This is a genomic window from Nocardia sp. NPDC047654 (assembly GCF_043205035.1).
In the GTDB taxonomy this organism is placed as follows: domain Bacteria; phylum Actinomycetota; class Actinomycetes; order Mycobacteriales; family Mycobacteriaceae; genus Nocardia.
The window spans coordinates 36055-59097 of the sequence record NZ_JBIDDF010000001.1; the positions used below are offsets into that span (position 1 = coordinate 36055).

24 protein-coding genes are annotated in these 23043 nt (G+C 69.0%); 2 read left to right on the top strand and 22 right to left on the bottom strand.

Annotated elements, in window-relative coordinates:
• Positions 1-39: 39 nt before the first annotated feature.
• The 12 genes from ACGF7Y_RS00160 to ACGF7Y_RS00215 form a co-directional block, all read right to left on the bottom strand.
• Complete coding sequence (locus ACGF7Y_RS00160) at positions 40-1320, bottom strand: ATP-binding protein (RefSeq protein WP_393227766.1); 1281 nt, start codon at positions 1318-1320, stop codon at positions 40-42.
• Positions 1321-1475: 155 nt separating this feature from the next.
• A complete protein-coding gene (locus ACGF7Y_RS00165) occupies positions 1476-2210 on the bottom strand; it encodes a TVP38/TMEM64 family protein (protein ID WP_393227769.1) in 735 nt (244 codons plus the stop codon).
• 162 nt (positions 2211-2372) lie between these two features.
• A complete protein-coding gene (locus tag ACGF7Y_RS00170) occupies positions 2373-2672 on the bottom strand; it encodes a gas vesicle protein K (RefSeq protein ID WP_040869000.1) in 300 nt (99 codons plus the stop codon).
• Positions 2665-2895, bottom strand: coding sequence for a gas vesicle protein (locus tag ACGF7Y_RS00175; RefSeq protein ID WP_393227772.1), 231 nt, complete (start codon positions 2893-2895; stop codon positions 2665-2667). The genes ACGF7Y_RS00170 and ACGF7Y_RS00175 overlap by 8 nt, the downstream gene beginning before the upstream one ends.
• A complete protein-coding gene (locus tag ACGF7Y_RS00180) occupies positions 2892-3686 on the bottom strand; it encodes a GvpL/GvpF family gas vesicle protein (RefSeq protein WP_393227775.1) in 795 nt (264 codons plus the stop codon). Before ACGF7Y_RS00180 ends, ACGF7Y_RS00175 begins: the two co-directional genes overlap by 4 nt.
• Positions 3683-4072, bottom strand: coding sequence for a gas vesicle protein GvpJ (gvpJ, locus tag ACGF7Y_RS00185; RefSeq protein ID WP_040868995.1), 390 nt, complete (start codon positions 4070-4072; stop codon positions 3683-3685). The genes ACGF7Y_RS00180 and gvpJ (ACGF7Y_RS00185) overlap by 4 nt, the downstream gene beginning before the upstream one ends.
• Positions 4069-4401, bottom strand: coding sequence for a gas vesicle protein GvpO (gene gvpO, locus ACGF7Y_RS00190; protein WP_393227778.1), 333 nt, complete (start codon positions 4399-4401; stop codon positions 4069-4071). The genes gvpJ (ACGF7Y_RS00185) and gvpO overlap by 4 nt, the downstream gene beginning before the upstream one ends.
• A gap of 28 nt (positions 4402-4429) precedes the next feature.
• On the bottom strand, positions 4430-4660 hold the full coding sequence (locus tag ACGF7Y_RS00195) for a gas vesicle protein GvpG (protein ID WP_040868994.1): 231 nt from the start codon (positions 4658-4660) through the stop codon (positions 4430-4432).
• A 3-nt stretch (positions 4661-4663) separates the two neighbouring features.
• Complete coding sequence (locus ACGF7Y_RS00200) at positions 4664-5425, bottom strand: GvpL/GvpF family gas vesicle protein (protein ID WP_393227781.1); 762 nt, start codon at positions 5423-5425, stop codon at positions 4664-4666.
• Positions 5425-5835 (bottom strand): gas vesicle protein GvpJ, encoded by a 411-nt coding sequence (gene gvpJ / locus ACGF7Y_RS00205; protein WP_379049078.1) that lies wholly within the window; start codon positions 5833-5835, stop codon positions 5425-5427. The genes ACGF7Y_RS00200 and gvpJ (ACGF7Y_RS00205) overlap by 1 nt, the downstream gene beginning before the upstream one ends.
• Complete coding sequence (locus tag ACGF7Y_RS00210; RefSeq protein WP_393227783.1) at positions 5832-7061, bottom strand: SRPBCC family protein; 1230 nt, start codon at positions 7059-7061, stop codon at positions 5832-5834. The genes gvpJ (ACGF7Y_RS00205) and ACGF7Y_RS00210 overlap by 4 nt, the downstream gene beginning before the upstream one ends.
• A 5-nt stretch (positions 7062-7066) precedes the next feature.
• Positions 7067-7741, bottom strand: a complete 675-nt coding sequence (locus ACGF7Y_RS00215) for a hypothetical protein (RefSeq protein WP_393227786.1) — start codon at positions 7739-7741, stop codon at positions 7067-7069.
• A 320-nt stretch (positions 7742-8061) separates the two neighbouring features.
• On the opposite strand from ACGF7Y_RS00215, the gene ACGF7Y_RS00220 reads away from it, so the two are divergent.
• A complete protein-coding gene (locus ACGF7Y_RS00220; RefSeq protein WP_393227789.1) occupies positions 8062-8517 on the top strand; it encodes a VOC family protein in 456 nt (151 codons plus the stop codon).
• Positions 8518-8629: 112 nt separating this feature from the next.
• On the opposite strand, the gene narI is transcribed toward ACGF7Y_RS00220, so the two are convergent.
• The 4 genes from narI to ACGF7Y_RS00240 form a co-directional block, all read right to left on the bottom strand.
• On the bottom strand, positions 8630-9388 hold the full coding sequence (gene narI, locus ACGF7Y_RS00225) for a respiratory nitrate reductase subunit gamma (protein WP_393227792.1): 759 nt from the start codon (positions 9386-9388) through the stop codon (positions 8630-8632).
• The gene (gene narJ, locus ACGF7Y_RS00230; protein WP_393227795.1) at positions 9385-10065 is read right to left on the bottom strand and encodes a nitrate reductase molybdenum cofactor assembly chaperone; all 681 of its coding nucleotides are present in this window, start codon (positions 10063-10065) and stop codon (positions 9385-9387) included. The genes narI and narJ overlap by 4 nt, the downstream gene beginning before the upstream one ends.
• On the bottom strand, positions 10062-11771 hold the full coding sequence (gene narH / locus ACGF7Y_RS00235) for a nitrate reductase subunit beta (RefSeq protein WP_393230830.1): 1710 nt from the start codon (positions 11769-11771) through the stop codon (positions 10062-10064). The genes narJ and narH overlap by 4 nt, the downstream gene beginning before the upstream one ends.
• Before the next feature lie 131 nt (positions 11772-11902).
• On the bottom strand, positions 11903-15613 hold the full coding sequence (locus tag ACGF7Y_RS00240) for a nitrate reductase subunit alpha (RefSeq protein WP_393227798.1): 3711 nt from the start codon (positions 15611-15613) through the stop codon (positions 11903-11905).
• Positions 15614-16121: 508 nt separating this feature from the next.
• Here ACGF7Y_RS00240 and ACGF7Y_RS00245 point away from each other — a divergent pair.
• Positions 16122-16880 carry an SDR family NAD(P)-dependent oxidoreductase gene (locus ACGF7Y_RS00245; RefSeq protein WP_393227801.1) on the top strand — a complete coding sequence of 253 codons (759 nt, stop codon included), beginning with the start codon at positions 16122-16124 and terminating at the stop codon, positions 16878-16880.
• A gap of 129 nt (positions 16881-17009) precedes the next feature.
• Here ACGF7Y_RS00245 and mtnC read toward each other — a convergent pair whose 3' ends face one another.
• The 6 genes from mtnC to ACGF7Y_RS00275 form a co-directional block, all read right to left on the bottom strand.
• On the bottom strand, positions 17010-17702 hold the full coding sequence (gene mtnC, locus ACGF7Y_RS00250; protein ID WP_393227803.1) for an acireductone synthase: 693 nt from the start codon (positions 17700-17702) through the stop codon (positions 17010-17012).
• Positions 17699-18274, bottom strand: coding sequence for an acireductone dioxygenase (locus ACGF7Y_RS00255; protein WP_393227805.1), 576 nt, complete (start codon positions 18272-18274; stop codon positions 17699-17701). The genes mtnC and ACGF7Y_RS00255 overlap by 4 nt, the downstream gene beginning before the upstream one ends.
• The gene (gene mtnA / locus ACGF7Y_RS00260) at positions 18271-19968 is read right to left on the bottom strand and encodes an S-methyl-5-thioribose-1-phosphate isomerase (RefSeq protein WP_393227807.1); all 1698 of its coding nucleotides are present in this window, start codon (positions 19966-19968) and stop codon (positions 18271-18273) included. Before mtnA ends, ACGF7Y_RS00255 begins: the two co-directional genes overlap by 4 nt.
• 78 nt (positions 19969-20046) lie before the next feature.
• Entirely contained in the window at positions 20047-20388 is a 342-nt protein-coding gene (locus ACGF7Y_RS00265; RefSeq protein WP_393227809.1) for a DUF1330 domain-containing protein, read from the bottom strand.
• A gap of 170 nt (positions 20389-20558) precedes the next feature.
• Positions 20559-20729 (bottom strand): hypothetical protein, encoded by a 171-nt coding sequence (locus ACGF7Y_RS00270; protein WP_393227810.1) that lies wholly within the window; start codon positions 20727-20729, stop codon positions 20559-20561.
• Positions 20730-21223: 494 nt separating this feature from the next.
• Positions 21224-22966, bottom strand: coding sequence for an NTP transferase domain-containing protein (locus ACGF7Y_RS00275; RefSeq protein ID WP_393227812.1), 1743 nt, complete (start codon positions 22964-22966; stop codon positions 21224-21226).
• Positions 22967-23043: the final 77 nt, after the last annotated feature.

Consider the following 23043-nt stretch of genomic DNA (forward strand, 5'->3'; position numbering starts at 1 on the left):
AGCGGGCGCCGCGGGTGGGTTCCGCCTGTGCACACTCCCTCACAGTCGGGTGTAGTCCTTTTGGTCCTGTTCGAACGCGGTAAGGATTCCGGGGGTCAGGGTCGGGCGGGTGCCGGCTACGGCGGTCAGGAAGTTCTCGGTGGTCGCGGGTTCGCGCGTGTCGTCGCGCATTGCGCGTTCGAACGCGGACTGCGCGCCGGCGCGGGCCGCGTACTCGATGTCGGCGGGGGTGAATTTCGCTGTGGCGCACACCAACCGATCGAGGTCGACAGTCTCGGCGGCGGGGCCGAGATAGCGTCGCCAGATCGCCTTCCGCGCGGGTGCGTCGGGCGGGCCGATCGGGATCACGTAGTCGAATCGACCGGGCCGCAGGAATGCCGGGTCCAGCGCGCGGACCGAGTTCGTCGCGCAGATCAGCAGGCGACTGTAGTTCTCCCGGAACGTCGGAATGAGCTTGAGCAGCTCGTTGGTGACCCCGTGCGCCGGGCTCGTCGCCGTACCCGAACGTGTACCCGCGATCTCCTCCACCTCATCGATGAACAGCAACAGCTCGTCGAGTTCGGCCAGGTCGGCGAAGACCTCGCGCAGCGAGGCCGCGAGCCCTCCGGTCGCCGCCGCGGCCAACCGGGAGGGAAACAGTTCGACGAACGGCCAACAGAGGCGGGAAGCGACCGCTTTCGCGAAGCTGGTCTTGCCGGTCCCCGGTGGCCCGAAGAGGATGACACTCTTGGGCGGCAGAACCCGATACCGCTCGGCCACATCGGGATTCGCCAAGGGCAACACGACCCTGCGTTCGATGATCTCCTTTTCTCGTTCCATCCCGGCCATCGACTGCCACAGTCCCCGCGGGAGCAGCCGCCCGCCCAGTTCGGTCAGCAGGGTGGACTGGGCGGGGGCCAACGGCTCCAGCAGCTCGTAGTAGACGAGGCCCGCCCGGCGCGCGTATCCGGAATTCTCGAACGCCACGGACCCCGTGGCGCCCTCGGGAACGAGGGTGCAGATCCGTCGCACGCCATTGGAGCGCAGCCGCCGTTCCAGATCGGCCAGCAGCGCGCTGCCGAGCCCGCGTCCCCGCCACCGCGCCGCCAGCGCCACGAGCAGGACCCAGGCCCGCTCGCCATGGATCTGAGCGACCGCCATCCCGACCATCTCGCCACCGACCTCGGCCACCACGGCCGGCTGCCCCGCTCGCGCCGCCGCCGTCACCTCCGCCAGCGCGAAGACCGGCTCGTCCGTCGTAGGCACACGGCTCTGCTCCCAGATCTGGATCGCCTGATCCAGATCATCGTCACGGAACTCGCGTAGTCGCCATACCGGCATACATACCTCGAAGAGCCGTCGGCCGGCCTCTGCGAACTCGGCCGTTCATCTCAGTAAATACCCCTGGGCGAGCACCCGCCAGGATGCGGGAACCGAGCCGTGGTGATCGTTGATCGAAGACGGCGGAATCGCCTGGTCTCCCACCTACACGTAGTTCAGCTGCCCGGCTCCGGGTCGCGGTCGAGCACCGGTTCGGCCTCGTGACGTGCACCCCGGCCGCGCCAGCTCCGATATCCGCGATGGGCGGCGAAAGCACCGATGATCGCCGTGACACACCACACGGCGATCGCGGTGTAGGCCAGGGGGGCCGACAGATCACCGATCGAGGCGCCGAGCGCGGTGTAGACGAAGGCTCGCGGCGCCGATCCGATGAACGCGCCGACCGCCATCTGCCACAACGGGATGCCGAACGCGCCGAAGACGTACGACGCCAGCGCGTCGGAGATCCCCGGAAGGAAGCGCTGGCCGACCACGGCCCACAAGCCGCGCCGCTCGATCCGGGCGTCGATGCGCTCGGCACGCTCGGCGCCGAGTAGCGCGCGCGCACTCCCGCGCCCCGCTCGCCGCCCGAGGAAGCTGGTGATGAGCGCCGTGCCCACCGCCGAGCCCAGCGTCACGAACGTCCCCACCAGCGGCCCGAACAGTAGGCCGCTCCCGGCGGCCAGCAGCGGCCCGGGAACGAAGACGGCACCGAGGACAGCCGAGACCATCACGTACGCGAACGGCGCCGCAGGCCCTGCCGCCGCGACCACCCCGCGCACACCCTCGACATCGATCACCCGCGCGACGGCGACGAGATAGAACATCACGAGCAGGACCGCGCCGAACAGCGCGAGGCGGGCGATGTGCGACCGGCGGCCGCCGGGGGAGAGATCATCGTTGCCGGTCATGGTGACCCCAATCCTGCCGCACCCGGACCGCGCCCTCGACTCGAGGCGGAGGCGAGGCCGTCACCGGGGCCGGAGGTCGCCGAGTGGCCGGGCGCGGCTGACCGCGGCTCCGATCTCGAGACGCTGTCGCCGTGCTGTCGAAACGATGACGCGCACGAGCAGTCAGGGTGTGTCGCGCGGGAGGAGGGTGCCGAGGGGGCCCAGGTCGATGTTGAGGTCTTCGGGGGTGAGGCCGAAGTGGTCGCGCAGTTCTTCCATGCGTTGTTCGAGCAGCATGAGGGTGGTGCCGATGCGCTCGATCTGGGTATCGGTGAGGTCGCCCGCGTCGACGCGGCGGATGGCTTGGCGCTCCATGAGCTGCCGGAGCAGCTCCACCAAGGTGAGGACGAGGCTCACCAACCCGCGCTCGACGGATTCGGGTTCGGTGTCGATACGCGGTGGGATGCCGCCGAATTCAGTCATCGCCGGGTGGTTCCAGGGCGTCGCGCGTCGCGGGCCCGAGTGGCGCGGACAGGGTGCTGATCGAGGAGATGAGAGCCCGCAGCGAGATCTGGACCAAGTCGACGTCCGCGATGGCGAGCTTGATATCGCCGGTGATCAACACGCCGCCGGCGAGTACCCGATCCAGCAGGTCGACCAGCGCGACACGGCGCTCGTCGTCGACCCGCCGGGCGACCCGGCTCATGCCGGCTCTCGTTCCACGCCCGCGAACGAGTACGGCGGCCACGGGCCGGTGATCTCGAGGCGTATGCCGGGGAACTCGGCGCTCAGCGCGGTGACGGTCGCGGCGAAGTCGTCGGTGCGATCGTCGTCCACGAGGTAGGTCCCGTTGAGCACCATCCAGTCCCGGCGGCCACTCAGTGCCGGATCGGTCAGCGCTTGACGTCGTCCCGCCGCGGCCTGGCGCACCAGGCGGGTGTGGATCTCCTCGGCGCGCTCCGCCGCGTCGCGCTCCACGGTTTCCTGTGCGGACAGTTGCGCACGGCGTCGGGCCAGGTATGCCGCGCCCGCGCCGCTCGCGCCGCCTTCGCCTCCGGCGCGGGCCTCGGCCACGGCGGCGGTGAGTGCCGCGCGATCGCCGTACGCTTTCACGCCCCACTCGGTGCGGCCGCTCACCAGCGCCAGCGCCGCGGCGAAGTCCGCTCGCCGCTCGGCGAGCAGGTCGCGCACCCGGTCGTCGTCGCGGAAGACGGTGGCCAGTCGGAGCGGGACGGTGGGACCGCGGCGCACCAAGGCCGCCACGACGGCATCGTGCGCCCTGGCCGTCCCCTCCAGCCAGTCGAGATCCTCCAGATTCCGCCGGAGCGGCTGTTCCCCGAACACGTTCAGCGGCACCGAGCCGACGACCGCGGCCAGATCGTCCGAGACCACCGAGCGCACCGGCTCTCCCGCGACGCCGGTCAGCTCGACCGTTTCCCCCGCGCCGTCGAGGCTGGACGTCACCGCGTACAGCCAGACGCAGAGCCCCTCGGTCACGACCGGTCTTCCCTCGGCTCGCGGCGGCGCTCGATCGGTTGACGTTGTCGGTTCGCGGCCTCCAGCTCGGCGATCCGGTCGCGCAGCTCCCGATTCTCGAGTTCGAGATCGTGATCCTGCCGTTCCAGCGTGTGGGCCTTGCTGTTGAGCCAGGGATCGGTCTCCCACCAGTCGATGCCCACCGACTTGGCCGTCTCCAAGGACGCGATCACCAATCGCAGTTTGATCGTGAGCAGTTCGATGTCGAGCAGGTTCACCTGGATGTCGCCCGCGATCACCAGGCCCTTGTCGAGCACCCGCTCGAGGATGTCGGCGAGGTTCGTCGACGAATGGCCGCCGCCTCCGTACGGCTGCGGTGCGGACGATCCGCCGCCGACCACCGTCATTGCCGAGCCCTTCCGATATCGGTGCTGCCGCGGGCGTAGCGTCTGGTCCGGCGGTAGGCCAGCAAGTTCCCGTCGAGATCGATCTCGACCTCGTAGAGCGCGAGAATGTCCGCCGACGAGGGGATGCGGCGGTCCTCGAGCACTTCGATCTCCACCTGCCAGCCGTCCTCGGTCGGTTCCATCGAGGTGACGCCCTGCACCTGTTTCGAGGTCAGTTCCACGAAGAGTTCCACCGCCACCGCGACCGCCTGAGCCGTGGTGAGGGGAGGTGGTTCGTCGGAAGCCGAATGCACGTCTTCGAAGTCTTCGGAAGTGGTCTTGCGTGCCACGCGAGTCACTCCTTCCGGTCGATCGCGATCACGCTTGCCGACCGGTCATGCGATCCAGGACCGCCTGCTGCGCTTGCTTCCGCTCTTCTTCGGACAGTTGACCGGCTGCCGCGGCCGCATCGATCTCCTCGAGTTCCCGCCGCATGGTGGCGGGGTCGTGCATCTTCTGGTCCACCTGGTCCTGGATCACTTCGCCCAACCAGATGACGCCGCGGACCGGTGCGACGGGCAATGACAAGATCGTCGACAGCAGACCCATGTCTCACCCCTCGGGTGTGCGCTTGGTGACGAAGTCGTAGGCCGCCATCGGACCGAGCAGGTTCAGCTCCACGCGGCCGTCCCACTCCTCGCCGAGCCGGCGCAGCGTTTCCTCCAGCTCTTCCTGCCGGGCCAGCTCCACCAGCACCGCGATGTGGACGGCCTCTTCCTCATGGGTGGGCTCCCGCTGGTTGACGAGTGGCTCGAACTGCTCGAGTTCGGCGACCACCTTGCGGGTGTCCTCGGCTCGCTTGGCCTCGATGGACTGATTGATCAGCTCGCCCAGCGCGATCCGGGCATTGCGGGTGGCATCCTCCGGTTTGTCGCGGATCTCCTCGCGCAGCCGGGCGGCCTCGGCGTTCTCGTCGAGGAGTTCGCGCAAGATGGTGTTCTCGACGTAGCGCCCTCTGACCACGAACTGCGCACGGCCCTCGAGTTGCTCCAGCGCGGAGCGGAATTCTTCCTCGTTCGCCTCGAGCAATTCGTTCTCCACCGCCTCGGTGTCGGTCATGACCGCGCCGAACCGCAGCGGCAGCACCGGGGCCACGGCCGCAGAGCCGTCCAGCAGCTCGGCGTGCGTGGTGAGGTCATCGGGTGTGCCCAGCGGCCGATCGGATTCGAGCGTGCTGATCAGCGCGGCGATCTCGCCGTGGCGCACCACACCGACCTCGCCAGGAGGATCGCCGACGCCGGTGGCATGCGGCTCGGGCTCCACATCGGCGGGCACGATGCCGTAGACATACACGGCGGCTCGAGCGGTAGTCATCAATCCTCCTTGCGCCTGGGCCGGCTCGCCGTCTGACGCTTGTCCTGTACGTCGCCGAGAAAGTCCATGACCTTCTCGCCCGCCGCCTCGAGCGCGCCGCTCGTCTTGTGCTTCGCCGCGCCCTGGGTGACGTCGCCGACGATGTCGGTCAGACCCTTCGGTTCGCTGGTGGAGATCTCCAGCCGGTTGACGGCCTCGGCGAAACGCAGATAGGTGTCGACACTGGCCACCACGACGCGGGCGTCGATGGTCACCAGTTCGATGCCGACCAGCGACACGCGTGCGAACGCGTCGATGACCAGGCCTTTGTCGAGAATCGTGTCGATCACGTCGGCCAGGCTGGAGGAGTTCGGGCGCGCCATCGTGCCTGCTCCGCCACCGCCGCCTCCGCCTGCGGGTTCGATGGTCATGTGTGTGCTCCTCGCCTCTCGCGCGACCGGCGGGTCACGGTGGTGCGGCGAGCGGCCGGGCGACGGCGGGGCGGCTCGGATTCGTCCTCCTCCTCCTCCTCGTCCTCGCTCTCGTCGCGCTCGTCGGATTCTTGCTCGTCGGTCTCGTCTTCTTCGTCCGGCTCCTCGTCGGGCTCCTCGTCGGGCTCTTCGTCCGGTTCTTCGTCCGGTTCTTCGTCAGCGGACGCCTCGTCGTCCGCTCGGTCTTCCTCGGTGTTCTCTTCCTCCTCCTCGCGTCGTGCGGTCTCGTCGTCCTTGACGACCTCGCTGTCGCGGATCTCGCCGTGCCAGCCGACGATGTCGTCGGGATGCAACACCGCCTCGGTCATGACGTGCCGCTGGAAGTGCTTGAGTTCCAAGCGGCACCGGCGACCGGCCGCGCGCCACATGTTGGCGGTCTTCTCGAAGAACCCTTTGGGGTGGTATTCCAGCACCACGAGGATGCGGGTATAGCTCGGCGTGATCTCGTGGAAGGTGACCGCGCCATCGATGTAGCCCTTGGGGCCCTTGGAACGCCAGACGATCCGCTCGAACGGCACCTGCTCGAGAATCGTGGATTCCCAGGTGCGCCTGGACCAGAACACTTTGCCGGTCCAGCTGAGCTTCTCGTCGGCCATCTGCTCGACTTGCTCGAGCTTCTTGGTGAACTTCGGGAAGTCCGCGAACTGGGTCCACTGGTCGTAGGCCAGGTCGAGGGGAACGCCGACGTCGATGTGCTCGACGATATTGGTCAGCTTGATCTTCTTGCCGCCACCTTTGCCCTTGCCGCCGGTCAGCGCCTCTTTCGCCGATTCGAACCCTTGGCGCAGCGTGTGGCCGATCTTGCTCTTGCCCATGCTCATGGCCGCCTGCAACGGCGAGGCGCCGCCGGCGAGCTTCTCCACGCCGGTCACTGCCGACAGCAGATTGCCGCTACCGCTCTCGGCGTACTCGGTCAACCGGCCCGCGGTCTGCGACACCTTGTTCGTCAGCCCGGACACCGCCCGGTCGGCCAGGGTCCCGGCGAGGTTCTGCATCGATTCCTGCAGAAGGCCGGTCGGTTTGGCCGGTGGGGCCTTCTTCCCGGCGCTCGATCCCGCTTTCTTGGCGGTCGAACCCGCTCGGGTCGCGGTTTTGGTGGCCCGGTCCGCCGTGTCGGTCGCCAGTTTGCCGACTCCGGCTGTCGCGTCGCGCAACGTCTTCGCCATCGGACTCATCTCCTTGTGCGACGCACGGGCGGCGCGTCGTCGGCATCGGAGCGACTACGACGTCCACGGGTTCCGGTCGGCTTGCGATCCGCGGAGCCGGACGAACGGTCCGCGGTCCGGGAGCCCGCTCCGCGCTTGGCGGAGGCGCCCGACCGGCGAGCGCGCGGCCGCGCGGCGGGTCGCTCGGCGGCGTCCTCGTCCTCGTCCGCGGGCTGGTCGGTGTCGTCCTCGTCTTCCTCGTACTCGTCCTCGAGATCCTGATCCTGATCCTGATCCTCGTCGGAGGACGTCTGCTCCTCGTCCTCGGCGGACGCTTGTTCGTCGTCGTACTCGTCCTCGCCGGAATCCGTCTCCCGGGAGCCGTCTCGATCCTCGTCCGCGAGCAGCGTCGAACCCTGCTGCAACCGGGCGTTCAGCGCATCGAGCCGGTTGCTCGCCGCGGTGACCGCGGCGGACCGTGCCGCGCCGAGCAACTCGCCGCGCACGGTGTCGGTGATCTTGGACAACTCGGGCGACGATTTGAGCAGCGACGTCCCGCGCTCGAGCAGGTCTCCGGTCGTTCCTCCGGACCGCTTGGCCATCGCGGCGCCCGCCAGTGACAACGCGAAGCGCATCTTGCGAGTGCGGCCCAGCAGGTATCCGACGCCCACCCCCAGCGCGATTCTTCCTCCACCCTTCATTGCTAACTCCCTTGCTCGCCTCGACGGCCACTGCACCGGCGGAGTCGGGGCGCTGAGACACGAGTCCCCGAAAGTGGGATAGACCACATCGCCGGGGCCAAACTTCAGCGTATGCCTGGTTACCCCGATGGGTCGATGGTTCTGCCTGCGAAAAGCTGCGAATTGGAGGGCTATCGAAGCCCTCCCAGCGATCATCTGGCCCAGAGTGGGCGACGCTCCCGGAAAAATTTTTCGAGAATGTTCGCGAACTATGTCGAAGACGGACGGGTGGCTCCGACCGGTAGGTGACAGCGAGTCACACCACAGCGCAGGAGCACATCATGTCCGTCAACACCTTCTTCTGGTTCGACAACGCCGCCGAGGAAGCCGCCGCCTTGTACGTCTCGGTGATTCCGAACTCGCGGGTGGTCGAGGTCTCCCGCAACTCCGATGGGTCGGCGTTCATCGTCTCGCTGGATCTCGACGGTCACCAGGTCACGCTGATGAACGGCGGGCCGGACCACCCGCTCACCGATGCCGCGTCACTGCAGGTGGTCGTGGACACTCAGGACGAGATCGATCGCCTGTGGGACGCCCTCACCGCCGACGGCGGCGAGCCCGGGCCGTGCGGCTGGTTGGCCGACCGCTACGGCCTGCCCTGGCAGGTCGTGCCCGCGGCGCTGCCGAAGCTGATGGGCGGCGAGGATCCCGCCAAGACCATCGCCGTCGGCACCGCCCTGCGGTCGATGTCCAAGCTGGACGTCAAGGTGCTGCAAGACGCCTACGACAACGCCTGACCCTTCGGGCACCGCCCCGCCGACCGGTCGAGCGCCGCCGCGACGCCCCGCCCGACGCGGAAGACCCCGCCCGGACGCCATTGTCCGGACGGGGTCTTCATGCGCGGCGTCTCTAACGCCAGCGTTCGGGAGTGACGGGCGCGTCCCATGCCCGGGCGTAACGGCGCTTGTCGGGAGCGTCGTATTCCTTGCTGCGGTAGATCACGTACGGCCGCATCAAGTAGCCGACGGGCGCACTGAACATGTGCACCAACCGGGTGTAGGGCCACAGCCCGATCAGCGCGAGCACGACCAAACCGTGCAGCTGGAAGGTCCACGGCGTGTCCACCATGAGTTCGGGCTCAGGGGCGAGCGTGAACAGGCTGCGGAACCAGGGCGAGACCGTTTCGCGGTAGTTGTAGGTGCCCCACAGCAGATTGCTGCCCCACGTGTTGAGCAGGCCGGTGACCAGCGCGGCGGCCAGCAGCGCGTACATCAGCTTGTCGTTGCCGGTCGTCGCCTTGCGGACGGCGGGCACGGTGAAACGCCGGTAGAGCAGGATGCCCACGCCCGCCAGCACGGCGAGACCGGCCACCGAGCCCGCCGCGACGGCGATCACATGGTAGAGGTGCTCGGAGATCCCCACGGCCGAGGTCCACGATTCCGGGATCAGCACGCCGAGCACGTGCCCGCCGAACACCCCGAGCATGCCGAAGTGGAACAGCGGGCTGCCCAGGCGCAGCAGGCGGCTCTCGTACATCTGTGAAGAGCGCGTGGTCCAGCCGAACTGGTCGTTGCGGTAGCGCCACAGGTGCCCGAGCACGAACGAGGTGAACGCGATGTACGGCAGGATCAGCCACAGGGCGATCGGCAGGTTCGGCGTTGCGTTCATCGTCGGCCTTCCGATCCGTCGAACAGGGAGGGGTCCATCGCGAAGGGTTCCAATCCGACTTCCTCTTCGGGCGGGCCCTGGGCGGCGAGTTCGGCGATGCGCCTGCGATCCGCGGTGGTCGGCGGCGGCAGCGTCGCCCCGATCGCCGCGAGCACTCCGGCATAAGGGGAGCCGTTGTCCGACAGCGAAAGCCGCAGCAGCTCCAGCACCGGAACGTGCTCGCCGAGCAGCCGTTCGCCGCCGATCGGATCGACGGTGGCGGCGAACTCCAGCAGCACGGGCAGGTGGTCGGGCAGCTCTTCGTCACCGAGTTCGACACCGGCGTGCCGGTAGGCGTGCTTGAACCGCAGCAGCGCCATCCCGCGCTTGCGGGTGTCGCCGTAGGCGTAGAAGGTCAGGTGCAGGCTGGCGCGGCGGCGCATGTCGAAGGTCGCGACGTAGTCCGCGGCTAGTTCCAGCGGCGGAGTCTTCCGCAGGTAGTCGAGGCATTCGTCCAGGTGGGCGCGCACTTCGTCCGGTAGGGCGGTCGCGGCGGTCGCCAACTGGTCGACCATGGCCAGCGTCTGCTCGCCGGGGTAGTCCAGCAGCAGCGCGGCGATCCGCCAGACCAACTGACGGTCGCGCTGGGCCAGTTCGACCGCCGGTTCCGGGCGGCGCCGCAGTTTCAGCAGGCTCATCGCCCCGCTCCGGTCGGAGTCGAGGTGGGATCACCGGCGACGGCGCTGCTCGCGCCATCCGCGTGCCCGTTGGCGTGCCCGTTGCCCGTGCCGTTGGCGTGCCCGTTGCCGTTGACGGCGCCGTTGCTCGGCAGCAAACCGTCGGTGCTCTTCCCGTCCCAGTTCAGCAGATTGATCCGGGACGACTTCTCCTGCGGCGCGGCGCCGTTGGAGTCGGTGAGGTGGAACTTCTCCACCATCTGGTCGAACGCCGTCATGCCCGGCCCGCCGTCGGTGTCCAGGCTGCATCCGGTGGCCAGCGAATCCAATTCGTGCGCGCGGGCTCCCGCGCCGGTCGGGATGACGTAGCGATGCTCGTACTTGGCGATGGCCAGCAGCCGGTACATCGCCTCGATCTCCTCCGGCTCCAGCCGCACCGAGGGCGCGATCGAGGGATCGGGCTCCTCCCCGAGGTTCACCGACCGCATGAACGAACGCATCGCCGCCAGGCGCTGCAACGACGCGCGCACCGGGCCCACGTCCCCCGCGGTGAACAGCTCGGCCAGGTACTCCACCGGAATGCGCAGCGCGTCGATGGCGCCGAACAGGTTCGACGCGTTCTCGCCGTCGTGCCCGGTCTCGGTGAGCACGTCCACCACCGGCGACAGCGGCGGCACGTACCAGACCATCGGCATGGTGCGGTACTCCGGATGCAGCGGCAGCGCGATCTGGTAGTCCACGATCAGCTTGTAGACCGGCGAATCCTGGGCGGCCTGAATCCATTCCGGCGAGATCCCGGCGCGCTCCGCCTCGGCGATCACGCGCGGATCATGGGGATTGAGGAACACACCGAGCTGGGACGGGTAGAGATCGGCGTCCTCGGTGACCGACGCGGCCTCCAGCACGGCGTCGGCGTCGTAGAGCATCACGCCGATGTAGCGCAATCGCCCGACGCAGGTCTCCGAGCACACCGTCGGGATGCCGACCTCCACACGCGGGTAGCAGAAGGTGCACTTCTCCGCCTTGCCCGTCTTGTGGTTGAAGTAGATCTTCTTGTACGGGCAGCCGGACACGCACTGCCGCCAGCCGCGGCACTTGTCCTGGTCCACCAGCACGATGCCGTCCTCGGCGCGCTTGTAGATCGCGCCGGAGGGGCACGACGCCGCGCACGACGGATTGAGGCAGTGCTCGCAGATCCGCGGCAGGTAGAACATGAAGGTCTCTTCGAACTCCAGTTTCACCTGATCGGACAGTTTCGCCAGCAGCGGGTCCTTGCCGACCTGCTCGGGACCCGAGCCGAGGTCGTCGTCCCAGTTGGCGCCCCAGGTGACCTTCGTGTCCTCACCGGTGATCAGCGATTTGGGCCGTGCGACCGGCGTGGTGTCGATCGGCGGCGAGGACAGCAGGTTGTCGTAGTCGTAGCTCCACGGCTCGTAGTAGTCCTCGACCGTGGGCAGATCCGGGTTGGCGAAGATGTTCAGCAGCCGCTTCAGCCGGGAGCCGGACTTCAGGGTGAGCTTGCCGCGCTTGTTCAGCGTCCAGCCGCCCTTCCACTTCTCCTGATCCTGGTATTGCCGCGGATAGCCCTGTCCGGGCCGGGTCTCCACGTTGTTGAACCAGACGTACTCGGTGCCGCCGCGATTGGTCCAGGCCTGCTTGCAGGTGACCGAACAGGTGTGGCAGCCGATGCACTTGTCCAGGTTCATCACCATGGCCAGCTGTGCCATGACTCGCATGTCAGTACCGCTTTCCTGCGTCGGTAGGTGCGTGGTGGGTCCGGGTGCCGCCGTCGCCCATGTCAGTACCGCCTTCTTGCGCCGGTAGGTGCGTGTGGGCCCGCGTGTCGCCCTCGCCCATGTCAGTACTCCACTTCCTGCGACCGTTTGCGGATCGTCGTGACCTCGTCGCGCTGATTTCCGGTGGGGCCGTGGTAGTTCAGCGCGAAGGACTGCTGCGCGTAGCCGCCGATGAGGTGGGAGGGCTTGATCATGATGCGGGTGAGCGCGTTGTGGATGCCGCCGCGCTTGCCCCGGCCCTTGGTGTCCTCGCCGATGCCCTCGATGCGCGGCACGTCCACCGCGCGGTCCTGGGCGTGGTACATGAACACGGTGCCCTCGGGCATCCGGTGGCTGACGATGGCGCGGGCCACCACGATGCCGTTGCGGTTGATCGCCTCGATCCAGTCGTTGTCGGCCACACCGATCTTCGCCGCGTCGCGATCGGACATCCAGATCGTCTGCCCGCCGCGCGAGAGCGTCAGCATGTGCAGGTTGTCCTGGTAGGCGGAGTGGATCGACCACTTCGAGTGCGGGGTCAGGTAGCGCACGGTGACGCCCTTGTCGCCGACGTCGCCGATCGAGGGCTCGTGGAACAGGGCGGTCATGTCCAGCGGCGGGCGGAAGATCGGCAGCTGCTCGCCGAGCTCGATCATCCAGTCGTGATCGAGGTAGAAGTGCTGGCGCCCACTGAGCGTGTGCCAGGGCTTGAGCCGCTCGGTGTTGATGGTGAACGGCGAGTAGCGGCGTCCGCCGGTCTCGCTGCCCGACCACTCCGGCGATGTGATCACCGGGACCGGGCGGGCCTGGGTGTCGGCGAAGGTGATCCGCTTGCCCTCGTGCTCCGCGGCCAGGTCGGCCAGCTTGGTGCCGGTGCGGCGTTCCAGCGCGTGGAAACCCTCCACGGCCAGACGGCCGTTCGTGGTGCCCGACAACGCGAGGATCGCCTCGGCCGCGTGGGTGTCCTTGGCCAGCGACGGGCGGCCCTGCGCCACACCGGACACGATCGTGCCGTTCACTCCGGCGAGGTACTCGACCTCCTGGTCGGGATAGGTGGTGACGCCCTTGGTGGTGACGCCCAGCGTGTCGATCAGCGGCCCGAGCGCGGCCATCTTCTCCGCCAGCTTCGGGTAGTCGCGTTCGACCACGACCAGTTTCGGCATGGTCTTGCCCGGAATCGGTTCGCACTCACCGGCTTTCCAGTCCAGCACGCGACCGCCCGCCTGGGCCGTCGCGTCCGGCGAGTCGTGCTGCAACGGCACCGCGACGATGTCCTTGCGCTTGCCGAGATGCTTCTCGGCCATCCAGGAGAACCCGCGGGCGATCCGGTGGAAGGCATCGAAGTCGGTCTTGGCCTCCCAGGGCGGCGAGATGGCCGGGGAGAAGGCGTGCACGAACGGGTGCATGTCGGTGGAGGACAGGTCGTGCTTCTCGTACCAGGTGGCGGCGGGCAGCACGATGTCGGAGAACAGCGTGGTGCTGGTCATCCGGAAGTCCAGCGACAGCAGCAGATCCAGCTTGCCGGTGGCCGCGGTCTCCCGCCAGGTCAGCTCCTGCGGCCGCACGCCGGTGGCGTCGGTGGTCTGCAGATTGGAGTCGGCGCCCAGCAGATGACGCTGGAAGTACTCGTTGCCCTTGCCCGAGGACCCGAGCAGGTTCGCCCGCCACACGGTCAGGCACCGCGGGAAGTTCTCCGGCGCGTCCGGGTCCTCGCAGGCGAACCGCAGGTCGCCGGACTTCAGCCCGTCCACCACGTGCTCTGGAGCGGTCTTGCCCGCGGCCTCGGCCTCGTCCACCAGGTCGAGCGGGTTGCGGTCGAAGGTCGGATAGCTGGGCATCCAGCCCAGCCGGGTGGCGAGGGCGATGTTGTCGGCGGCGGTGCGGCCGGCGAACTTGCCCGTGCCCAGAGGCGAGGCGAACGGCTCGGCGGTGAACGGGTCGTAGCGCCATTGGTCGTTGGTGAGATACCAGAACACCGTGCCCTGCATCTGCCGTGGCGGGCGCTGCCAGTCCAGGCCGAAGGCCAGGGTGGACCAGCCGGTCACCGGGCGGCACTTCTCCTGCCCGACGTAATGCGCCCAGCCGCCGCCGTTCACGCCCTGGCAGCCGGTCAGCAGGGTCAGGGTGAAGAACGCGCGGTAGATCTGGTCGGAGTGGAACCAGTGGTTGGTGCCCGCGCCCATCAGGATCATCGAGCGGCCGCCGGAACGCTCGGCGTTGTCGGCGAACTCGCGCGCGATGCGCTGGGCCTGCACGGCGGGCACTCCGGTGATGGCTTCCTGCCAGGCCGGGGTGTAGGGCTCGTCCGCGTCGTCGTAGCCGCTGGGCCACGTGCCGGGCAGACCGTCGCGGCCGACGCCGTATTGCGCGAGCAACAGGTCGAAGACCGTGGTGACGCGCCTGCCCGCGACGGTCGTGGCCGGCACGCCGCGGGTGAGCACGCCGGGAGTGTCGCTGTCGAACCGGGGAATCCGTACAGCCGCAGCGTCGTCGGTGCGGCCGTACAGACTCAGGAGGGGATCGACGTCCCCGAGATCGAGGTTCCAGCGCCCGGCCCCCTCGTCGCCGAAACGATGGCCGAGCGAGCCGTTCGGCACCACCGGCTGCGCCTGCGCGTCCAGCAGCACCGTCTGGAACTGCACGCCCTCGCCGGTGCGGCCCAGGTCGGCGGCGGTGAGGAACTTGCCGGGGACGTAGGCCCCGTCGCGCTCGTCGAGGGTGATGAGGAACGGCAGGTCGGTGAAGCGCTTGATGTAGTCGAGGAAGCGCGGCGTGGTCTTCTCGACGAAGAACTCCTTCAGCACCACGTGACCCATCGCCATGGCGAGGGCCGCGTCGGTGCCGGGGCGCGCGGGCACCCACTCGTCGGCGAACTTCGTGTTGTCGGCGTAGTCGGGGGAGACCACGACCACCTTCTGGCCCCGGTAGCGGGCCTCGGTCATGTAGTGCGCGTCCGGTGTGCGGGTGACCGGCACGTTCGAGCCCCACATGATGAGGTAACCGGCGTCGAACCAGTCCGCCGACTCGGGCACGTCGGTCTGGTCGCCGAACACCTGCGGCGAGGCCACCGGCAGGTCGGCGTACCAGTCGTAGAACGACAGCATGGAGCCGCCGAGCAGCGAGATGAACCGGGCGCCGACGGCGTGGCTGACCATGGACATGGCCGGAATCGGCGAGAACCCGGCCACCCGGTCCGGGCCGTACTGCTTGATCGTGTAGACGTGTGCGGCGGCGGCGATCTCGGCCGCCTCCCACCACTCGGCGCGCACGAATCCGCCCTTGCCCCGGGCGGCCTTGTAGCTGCGCGCCTTCTCCGGGTCTTCGACGACGTCGGCCCAGGCCAGCACCGGATCCTTGAGCCGGGACTTGGCTTCCCGGTACAGCTCGAGCAACGTGCCGCGCACGTAGGGGTAGCGCACGCGGGCGGGCGAGTAGGTGTACCAGGAGAACGACGCGCCGCGGGGACAGCCGCGCGGCTCGTACTCCGGCTTGTCGGCGCCCACCGACGGGTAGTCGGTCTGCTGCGACTCCCAGGTGATCACACCGTCTTTCACGTAGATCTTCCACGAGCACGAGCCGGTGCAGTTCACGCCGTGCGTGGAGCGCACCACCTTGTCGTGGGACCAGCGATCGCGGTAGAACTCGTCGGCGCTGCGCCCGCCGACCTTGTGCAGCGTCCGCTGATCGGACGACACCTCGCCCCGGTGGAAGTACTTCCCCAGCCGCAAGAGCGCGTCCCCGGCGTCGGCGGCCGGGGCGGAGGGTGCGTGACCCTGGGTGCGGGAATTAACCACGACGTCCCCTTCGAGCTGTGCGATCGGGTGGATGTTCCGACTGTAAAGAGGCGCGCACGGCTGGCCAAACCTCTTTCTCACAGCCCATTCGAGAGCGTGGTGAGTTGTGAGATCGGCGCAACCTCCCGGTCACGGTAGTGCGCGGCTTCCCAGGGTGGTCCGGTGGGTCGACCAGGGCGAACCCGCTCTGAACTGGACGGAATCGAAGCGGAGGAGCGCACCCGGGCCCGCGTCGGTGATGCTTTGGAAACGGCCGGTTCTCCAGTGCTTTACATTTGTTAACACAATGGAGCGGCTGTCCGGGTCACCCCGCTTATCCGTTCCGCAGTGTTTCGGCCGAGGTTTCCTGACAGCGTATTGTAAGCACAATCACAATTCGCTGAGAATTCGCCAGACACTGCGAGAAATTGTCCTTCCTCGCGTGGTTCCAGGAATCGCCGTCCACGAATTCGTCTGGCGCCGAGCGGTCCACGCCGTCCCGATGGCTCGTCTGTCTACCATCGACCGGATGACACTGTCCTACGTGGTGACCGGTGGCGGACGCGGAATCGGCCGCGCGATCGTGGCTCGACTGCTGGCTCGCGGGCACGCGGTGGTGGTGGTGGAGCGCGACGCGGAGTCGCTGTCCTGGGCGGTCGGACGGGTCACCGTCGTGGCGGGCGACGCGGGCGCCGAGGAGACCGCCGAACGGGCCGCCGATCGCGCGCAGGAGTTGGGGACGTTCGCCGGATGGGTCAACAACGCGGGCGTGTTCCGTGACGCGTCGCTCGATTCCCATGGGGCGGATTGTGTCCTGGAGCTCATCGACACGAACCTGCGGCCCGTGGTGGTCGGTTGCGGCGCGGCGGTGCGCCGATTCCTGGCCGCGGGCGCGGGCGGGGCGATCGTGAATATCAGCTCGCACCAAGCGCGCCGAGCGGTGCCCGGCGCGCTGCCCTACAGCACGGCCAAGGCGGCGATCGAAGGGCTGACCAGGGCGTTGGCGGTGGAGTACGGACGAAGCGGAATCCGGGTGAACGCCGTCGCTCCCGGGTCCGTGGCCACGGAACGCTATGCGGAGTATCTGTCCACGCTGTCCGCCGAGGACGCGGCCGCCGTCGAACGCGATATGGCGGCACTACACCCGCTGGGGCGCGTCGCGACCGGCGACGAGATCGCCGCCGCTGTCGAATTCCTGCTCTCCACCGACGGCGGCTTCGTCAACGGAGCCACCCTGCCCGTCGACGGCGGCCGCTCGGTCCTGGCCGTCGATCCTGAAGCTCGCTGAGACGCAGGCGATCACGCTTCGCATCGACCGGTCTGCGCGGCCAGCCGGTGCCGCGTCACCTGGAAGCCTCGGCGAGGTAGAAAACGAAAGTGGTTGCGGCATAGGCGGATGAACGCGTCGGCCGTTGTCTCAGGCCGGGGCGGCGGGATCGATGTCGGCGAACGTGTCGACCCAGCGGTGCGGCGGCCGAGGCGGATTGGGCTCGCCGGGCCGGGCGAGGCCGACGACTCGCCACCCCGCGGCGACAGCGGCATCGAGTTCGTCCGGATGATCGGACAGGAACAGGATGCGTTCGGCGGGCGCGCCGATCGAGCCCGCGATCTTGTCGTAGGAGGACGACTCGCGCTTGCCGCCCGCCGTCGATAGATCGAAGTACCCGCTGATCAGCTCGGACAGGCTGCCGCCGCGCGCGAAGGCGAACCAATCCCGCTGATTGCGTATCGATCCCGAGGAGTAGACGTACAGCGCCAGGCCCGCGGCGTGCCACGCGGCGAGCGCCGGTGGCACGTCCGGGAAGAACTCGCCGTGCAGTGCGCCGCCGCGGAAGCCCTCCGCGCAGATCAGGCCCTGCGCGGTCTTGAGCGGCTCGGCCTTGACGTCGGTGTCGAGCCACTCGCGCAGGATCCCGGCGACTTCCTCCGGGCCCGCGTCCGGGCGTCCGGCCAGCTCCCTGGTCGCGGCCAGCACGGGAGCCGCGTTCGTGGAGCCGTTCTCGGCCAGCCACTCCGGGAGCCGTTGCCGGGTATAGCCGTACAGGTCTTCGCGGACCGCGGCGGTGGGGCTGGTGGTGCCCTCGATATCGACGACGACGGCGTCGATCACGGCGCGGTCAGCAGCTCGTCGAGGGTGGGGAAGCCCGCGCTGATCTTGTCGCCGGTGAAGTCGCCGACCCAGCCGTCCGCTTCCTCGAAGAAGCGGATGGCGATGAAATCGGGGCGCTCGCCCATGTCGAACCAGTGCAGCGTGCCCGCGGGTACCGAGAGCAGGTCACCGCCCTCGCACACCACGGCGAAGACCTCCGCGCCCAGGTGCAGATAGAAGCAGCCGCGTCCGGCGGCGAAGAAGCGCACCTCGTCCTCGGCGTGCCGGTGCTCGTCGAGGAACTTCCCGCGCGCACCCGCGGCGATCTCCGGCCACTTCGGGTCGGCGTCGTCGGGGTGGATGCGGGCGATGTCGATGTGCTTGTAGCGCCCGGAGCCGTTCAGTTCCGCGACGTTCGTCGCGTAGTGCGCGAGCAGATCCTCGGAAGACACCGAGGCGGCGTTCTCGACCACCGGCCAGCGGCCGAAGGTCACGCCGTGCTTCGCCAGTTCGGTGCCGATCACCTCGTCGTCGCTGGTGCGTACGCGCACGTCGGCCGCGTCGCCCGCGGCCATCACCTGCAGGAGGGTCATGTCAGTCCAATCTCGAGAAAGTCGTCGCGCGGGGCGAACGCCGCCGGACTGCCGGTGCGGGACACCAGCTCACACAATGCTTCCAGGCATTCGGCGCGATCGCGCGCCTGGGCGAGATCATCGCCCCACGCGGTGATGCCGTGACCGGCGATGACCAGGACGGGCAGCGCGCCGGGATGGTCGAGAAGGTAGCGTTCGATGTCCGCGCCGATGCGCGGCACCTCGGGCCAGTTCGGGAAGACCGGGATCTCCGCGACGGCCGGATCGCCGCCGCCGAGCCCCTTGATCAGTTCGTAGTCGGTGATCCGCAGCGTCGCGAGCATGCCGGGGGACGCCGAGCGGGTGGCCAGTGCGGTGGCGAACGGCGGATGGATGTGCACGACCGCCTGGGCCGGGCGGGTCCGGTAGACGGCGGTGTGGATCGTCGTCTCGGCGGAGGGTTTGCGTCCGTGGTCTGCCACGGGCGCGGAGTCCGCTACCCGCACGGTGACCATGTCGCGCTCGGTGAGTTCGCCTTTGGACAACCCGCTTCCGGTGACCAGGGCGGTGGCGCCGGTGCGCACCGAGATGTTGCCCGCCGTGCCCGGCATCCAGCCGCGCCGGTAGAGCTCGCGAGCGATGTCCGCGATGGCCGCGCCGTGCGACGTATCGGAGCCGAGTTCGGGGGCGCTGCTCGCGGTCGCGGCGCCGTGTGACGAATCGCCGCGGTGCACCACGCCGTTCTCCGTGACCACCGCGGTCACCAGCTCACCCGGCGTGACGTCGAACGCCGGGTTGAAGACCTCGGTGTGCTCGGGAGCCGTTGCGACGCCACCGAATCCGGTCACCTCGGCTGCCGCGCGTTCCTCCACGACGATCTCATGGCCGGTGGCCATCGACAGGTCGCGGGTCGACTCCGGGGCGACCACGACGAACGGGATGCCGTGGTGGCGGGCGGCGAGCGCGAGACCGTAGGTGCCGATCTTGTTGGCGACGTCGCCGTTGGCGGTGACCCGGTCGGCGCCGACGAGTACGCAGTCGACCTGTCCGGTCGCCATCGCCCAGGCCGCGGCGGAATCGATGGTGAGCCGGTGCGGGATGCCCGCTTCGGCGAGTTCCCAGGTGGTCAGCCGCGCGCCCTGCAACAGCGGCCGGGTCTCGTCCACCAGCACCTGTTCGATCGCGCCGCGCTCGGCCAGCACCCGCATTGTGCCGATGGCGGTGCCGAACGCGCTGGTCGCCAGCCGCCCGGTGTTGCAGTGGGTGAGCACACGCAGCGGCCGGTCCGCACACAGGCGCTGCACCAGGTCGGCGGCGTGGGTGGCGGCGGCCCGGTTGACCCGGCCGTCCTCGGCGAGCATGTCGAGCGTCTCGGCGAGGACCGCGCCCGCGCCGTGGCCCACCTTCGTCCGAACCCGCCGCACCGCCCAGGCCAGATTCACCGCGGTCGGCCGGGCGGCGGCGATCCGGTCCGCCTCGGCCTGCACCGCCGCCTCGTCCACCACGCCGTCCACGGTGTGCGCGGAGGTGGCGATGACGACGCCGAACGCGCCCGCGATGCCGATGGCGGGCGCGCCGCGGATGGCCAGCGCCTTGATCGCGTCGATCACTTGGTCGACGGTGCTCAGCCGCAGTTCACGCACCTCGTGCGGCAGGCCGCGCTGGTCGATGGTGACGAGCGCGCCGTCGTCCCAGACCAGAGAGCTGTCGTCCATCAGGCGCATCCTTCTCGCGTCGAACCGTGTCGTGCCTGGTCAACGGTATCGGACGGGGGACGGCGGGCCGAAATCGCGTCAGGTGGCCGGGGTGCGCAGTTTCGCGGCTCGTTCGCGTGGGTCGTAGTCCGGGCCGACGCCCTCGATCAGCAGCAGGTCGCCGTCGATGTGCTCGGCGCGCAGCGGCAGGATCTCCTGGTAGGCGGGCGAGCGGTACCACTCCCGCGCCTCGGTCATGCCGGGGAACTCGATCAGCACCATGCTGCCGGGCCAGTTGCCCTCCACGACCTCGGCCGGGGGCCCGTGGATGACGAAGCGGCCGCCGAACGGGTCCAAGGTGGCCTGGATGCGCTCCAGGTATTCGAGGATGTCGGGATGGGCCCTGCGACTGCGGAGGTGGGCGAAGCCATAGGCGGACATGGCGTTTGGCCTTCCTTCGTTCGATCACGCCGGGGATGGCGTCGCACCGACGGTAGGTCCGCCGCGCGCGGTGCGGCAATTACCTGCGGGGTAAGCGCACGGGTCTCGAACGACCGCGGCCGCCGGTCCCGGGAGGAGTTGGGGCCGGCGGCGCGGGTGGCGCAGATCAACTAGCGGCGGCGCTCCTGCTCACCGCGCCGGTCGGGCATCTCGCTCCTGGTGCCCCGACGGCCTTCCATGTCCGAGCCCTCGCGCATGTCCTGCTCTTGGCGCTGTTGCTGTTGCTGCCTCGGCATCTGCTTCGGCATTTTCTTAGGCGTTTTCTTCGACTTTTCAGTCATCTCCACACGGTCCTTTCCGGGGGATTGATATTCGCCTAACGAACTCACGATAGCGAGCGGGTATGGCGTCCGGAAGGGGAAATGAAAAATATGCCCCTTAGCGGCAGATCTGTCATGTTTATGCAGGTAGAGGCGATATTCGCATTGATTTAGATAACGAATTCGGTTGCGGTGTGCCTCTGGTTGACATTCTCCTGACCAGCGCGCCGGAGAGTTGGGGCAAAGGGTGAACCGGGGCAAGTGGTAACGCTTGCGCGGGTGCGTCGGTGTTTATCGCGGTGAATTCGATTCCGCTGTCGTGAAGAAGCGTGCGGATCGTTCGAGTGGTCGCCGCCGCTACCGCTGATCCCTCTGTGAGACAACGACTTCGGTTCGACGCCGGGACCGGGGCTCGGAGCGCTCTCGGCTTCCTGTGCGCACTCGTTCTCCTGGAAGGACTGCGCTGCAAGCACATTCGTGCCCAAAGCGACGAACCCCGGACGTGACACGTCGCCTCAGCGGCGCAGCGGAAGGAATTCGACGATCGCTCCGTCGTCGGCGTCGGGCGGGACGACGACCAAGCCGTCGCGATCGACGAGGCCACCGAGATGTGCCGTGCGGATGATCGGATCGCCGATCCAGCCACCTTCGTCGGCGGCGCGGGCCGGAACGATGCGGGGCACCGGTCCGGTGATCTCGGCCGCGTTGTGCAATGGTCCGCGCAGTGGGCGCGCGGGAGCGGCGCCGGTGTGGCCCTCGACGATCGCTGGCGCGAGCGTCATGAGCGTCGCGACGGCGGCGAACGGGTTGCCGGGCAGGCCGAGCACCGTGGTGCCGGAGGCGAGCTGGGCCACGACGGTGGAACCGCCCGGCCGCAGCCGCAGTCGCGGCACCAGGATCTCGGCTCCGGCGCGGGCGAGGGCGCCGCGGAGCTGGTCGGCGGCCCCGCCGCCGGTCGCCCCGACGATCACCAGCAGGTCGCAGTCGGGCGCGACGGTCATGACCTCGTCGAAGCCGTGCGGAGTGTCGCGCAGATGCACCCGATCGGCGGCGCGAATGCCGTTCCAGGACAATAGATCCGGCAGGACAGGACCGATCGAGTCGCGGGTCTGCCCCGCTTGCAGCGGCCCCTCGCTGCGGATCTCGTCCCCGGTCATCACGATGCGCGCGCGGACCGGGCCGCGCACCGGCGCCACGGTGACCTCGACGCTCGCGGCCGCGGAGACCAACGCCGCGGTGACCGGCGTGCCCTCCGGTGCGACCGGATCACCGGCCGCGCGGTCCTCGCCGCGGCGGCGGATGTCGTCGCGAAGCGGGGTGTCCGGCAGGCGGTACAGCGTCTCGTCGGCGATGTGCGCGAATTCGTCGCGCAGCACACCCGTGGTGCCGTCCGGGACGTGTGCCCCCGTGGCGATCCGCACCGCCTCGCCCGGCAGCAGTCCCACCGGTCGCCGCCCGCCCGCGAAGCCGACATCGCGGCGCAGGCGCCACGGGCCCTCGCCCGCCACCGCGTAGCCGTCCATCGCCGAGACGTCGAAGCGGGGCAGCGGCCCGGCCGCCGTCAGCGGGCCCGCGAGCGCCGCCCCGAGCACCGAATGCAGATCGGCCTCGTACGTGGTGAGCCGGGACAGGTTACGGCGCAGAACGGTTCGTGCCTCGTCGAGGTCGAGCGGCGGTTGCCGCCGTGGCGCGTCGACCGCCGCCCTGGCCTGCCGTACCTGCTCGTCGGTGTCGCAGTCGCCGACGCCGGAGAGCGGGATGATCGCGGCGGCGGCGGGCACCAGGGCTTTCATCGGCTGGTTGATCAGCGCGTCGAGCCCGTCCAGCGCGGCGGTCAGCGCGGAGCGCCGCCACACCCCGATCAGATACTGCGGACGCCCCGACTCGTCGGCGGCGAACACCGCGTCCGCGCCGGATTCGGTGGCGTGCCGGATGAGTTCGGCGATCGCCCACGGCGACAGGAACGGCAGGTCGGCGGCCAGCACTACCACCAGCGGGGCGGCGGAGCCGAGGGCGCGCAGCCCCGTCTCGATCGCCGGTACCGGACCCGACCCGGGCGGCACCTCGCGCACCTGGATGATCTCCGGCGCCAGCTCGGGCCGATGCGGTCCGACGACCACCGTGTGCGCGCACGAGGCGACGGCGGCGAGCGCCACCTCGAGCATGGGACGGCCGCCGATGACGATGGCCGGTTTGTCCACGCCGCCCATCCGGCTGGCCCGGCCGCCCGCGAGCACGATCGCGTCGGCGGCGATCACACGCCACGACCTCGAGCTAGGTACACCATGGCGGCCATGCTAATTCGTCATCGCCGGGAAGCCCGGGAGCGGACGGC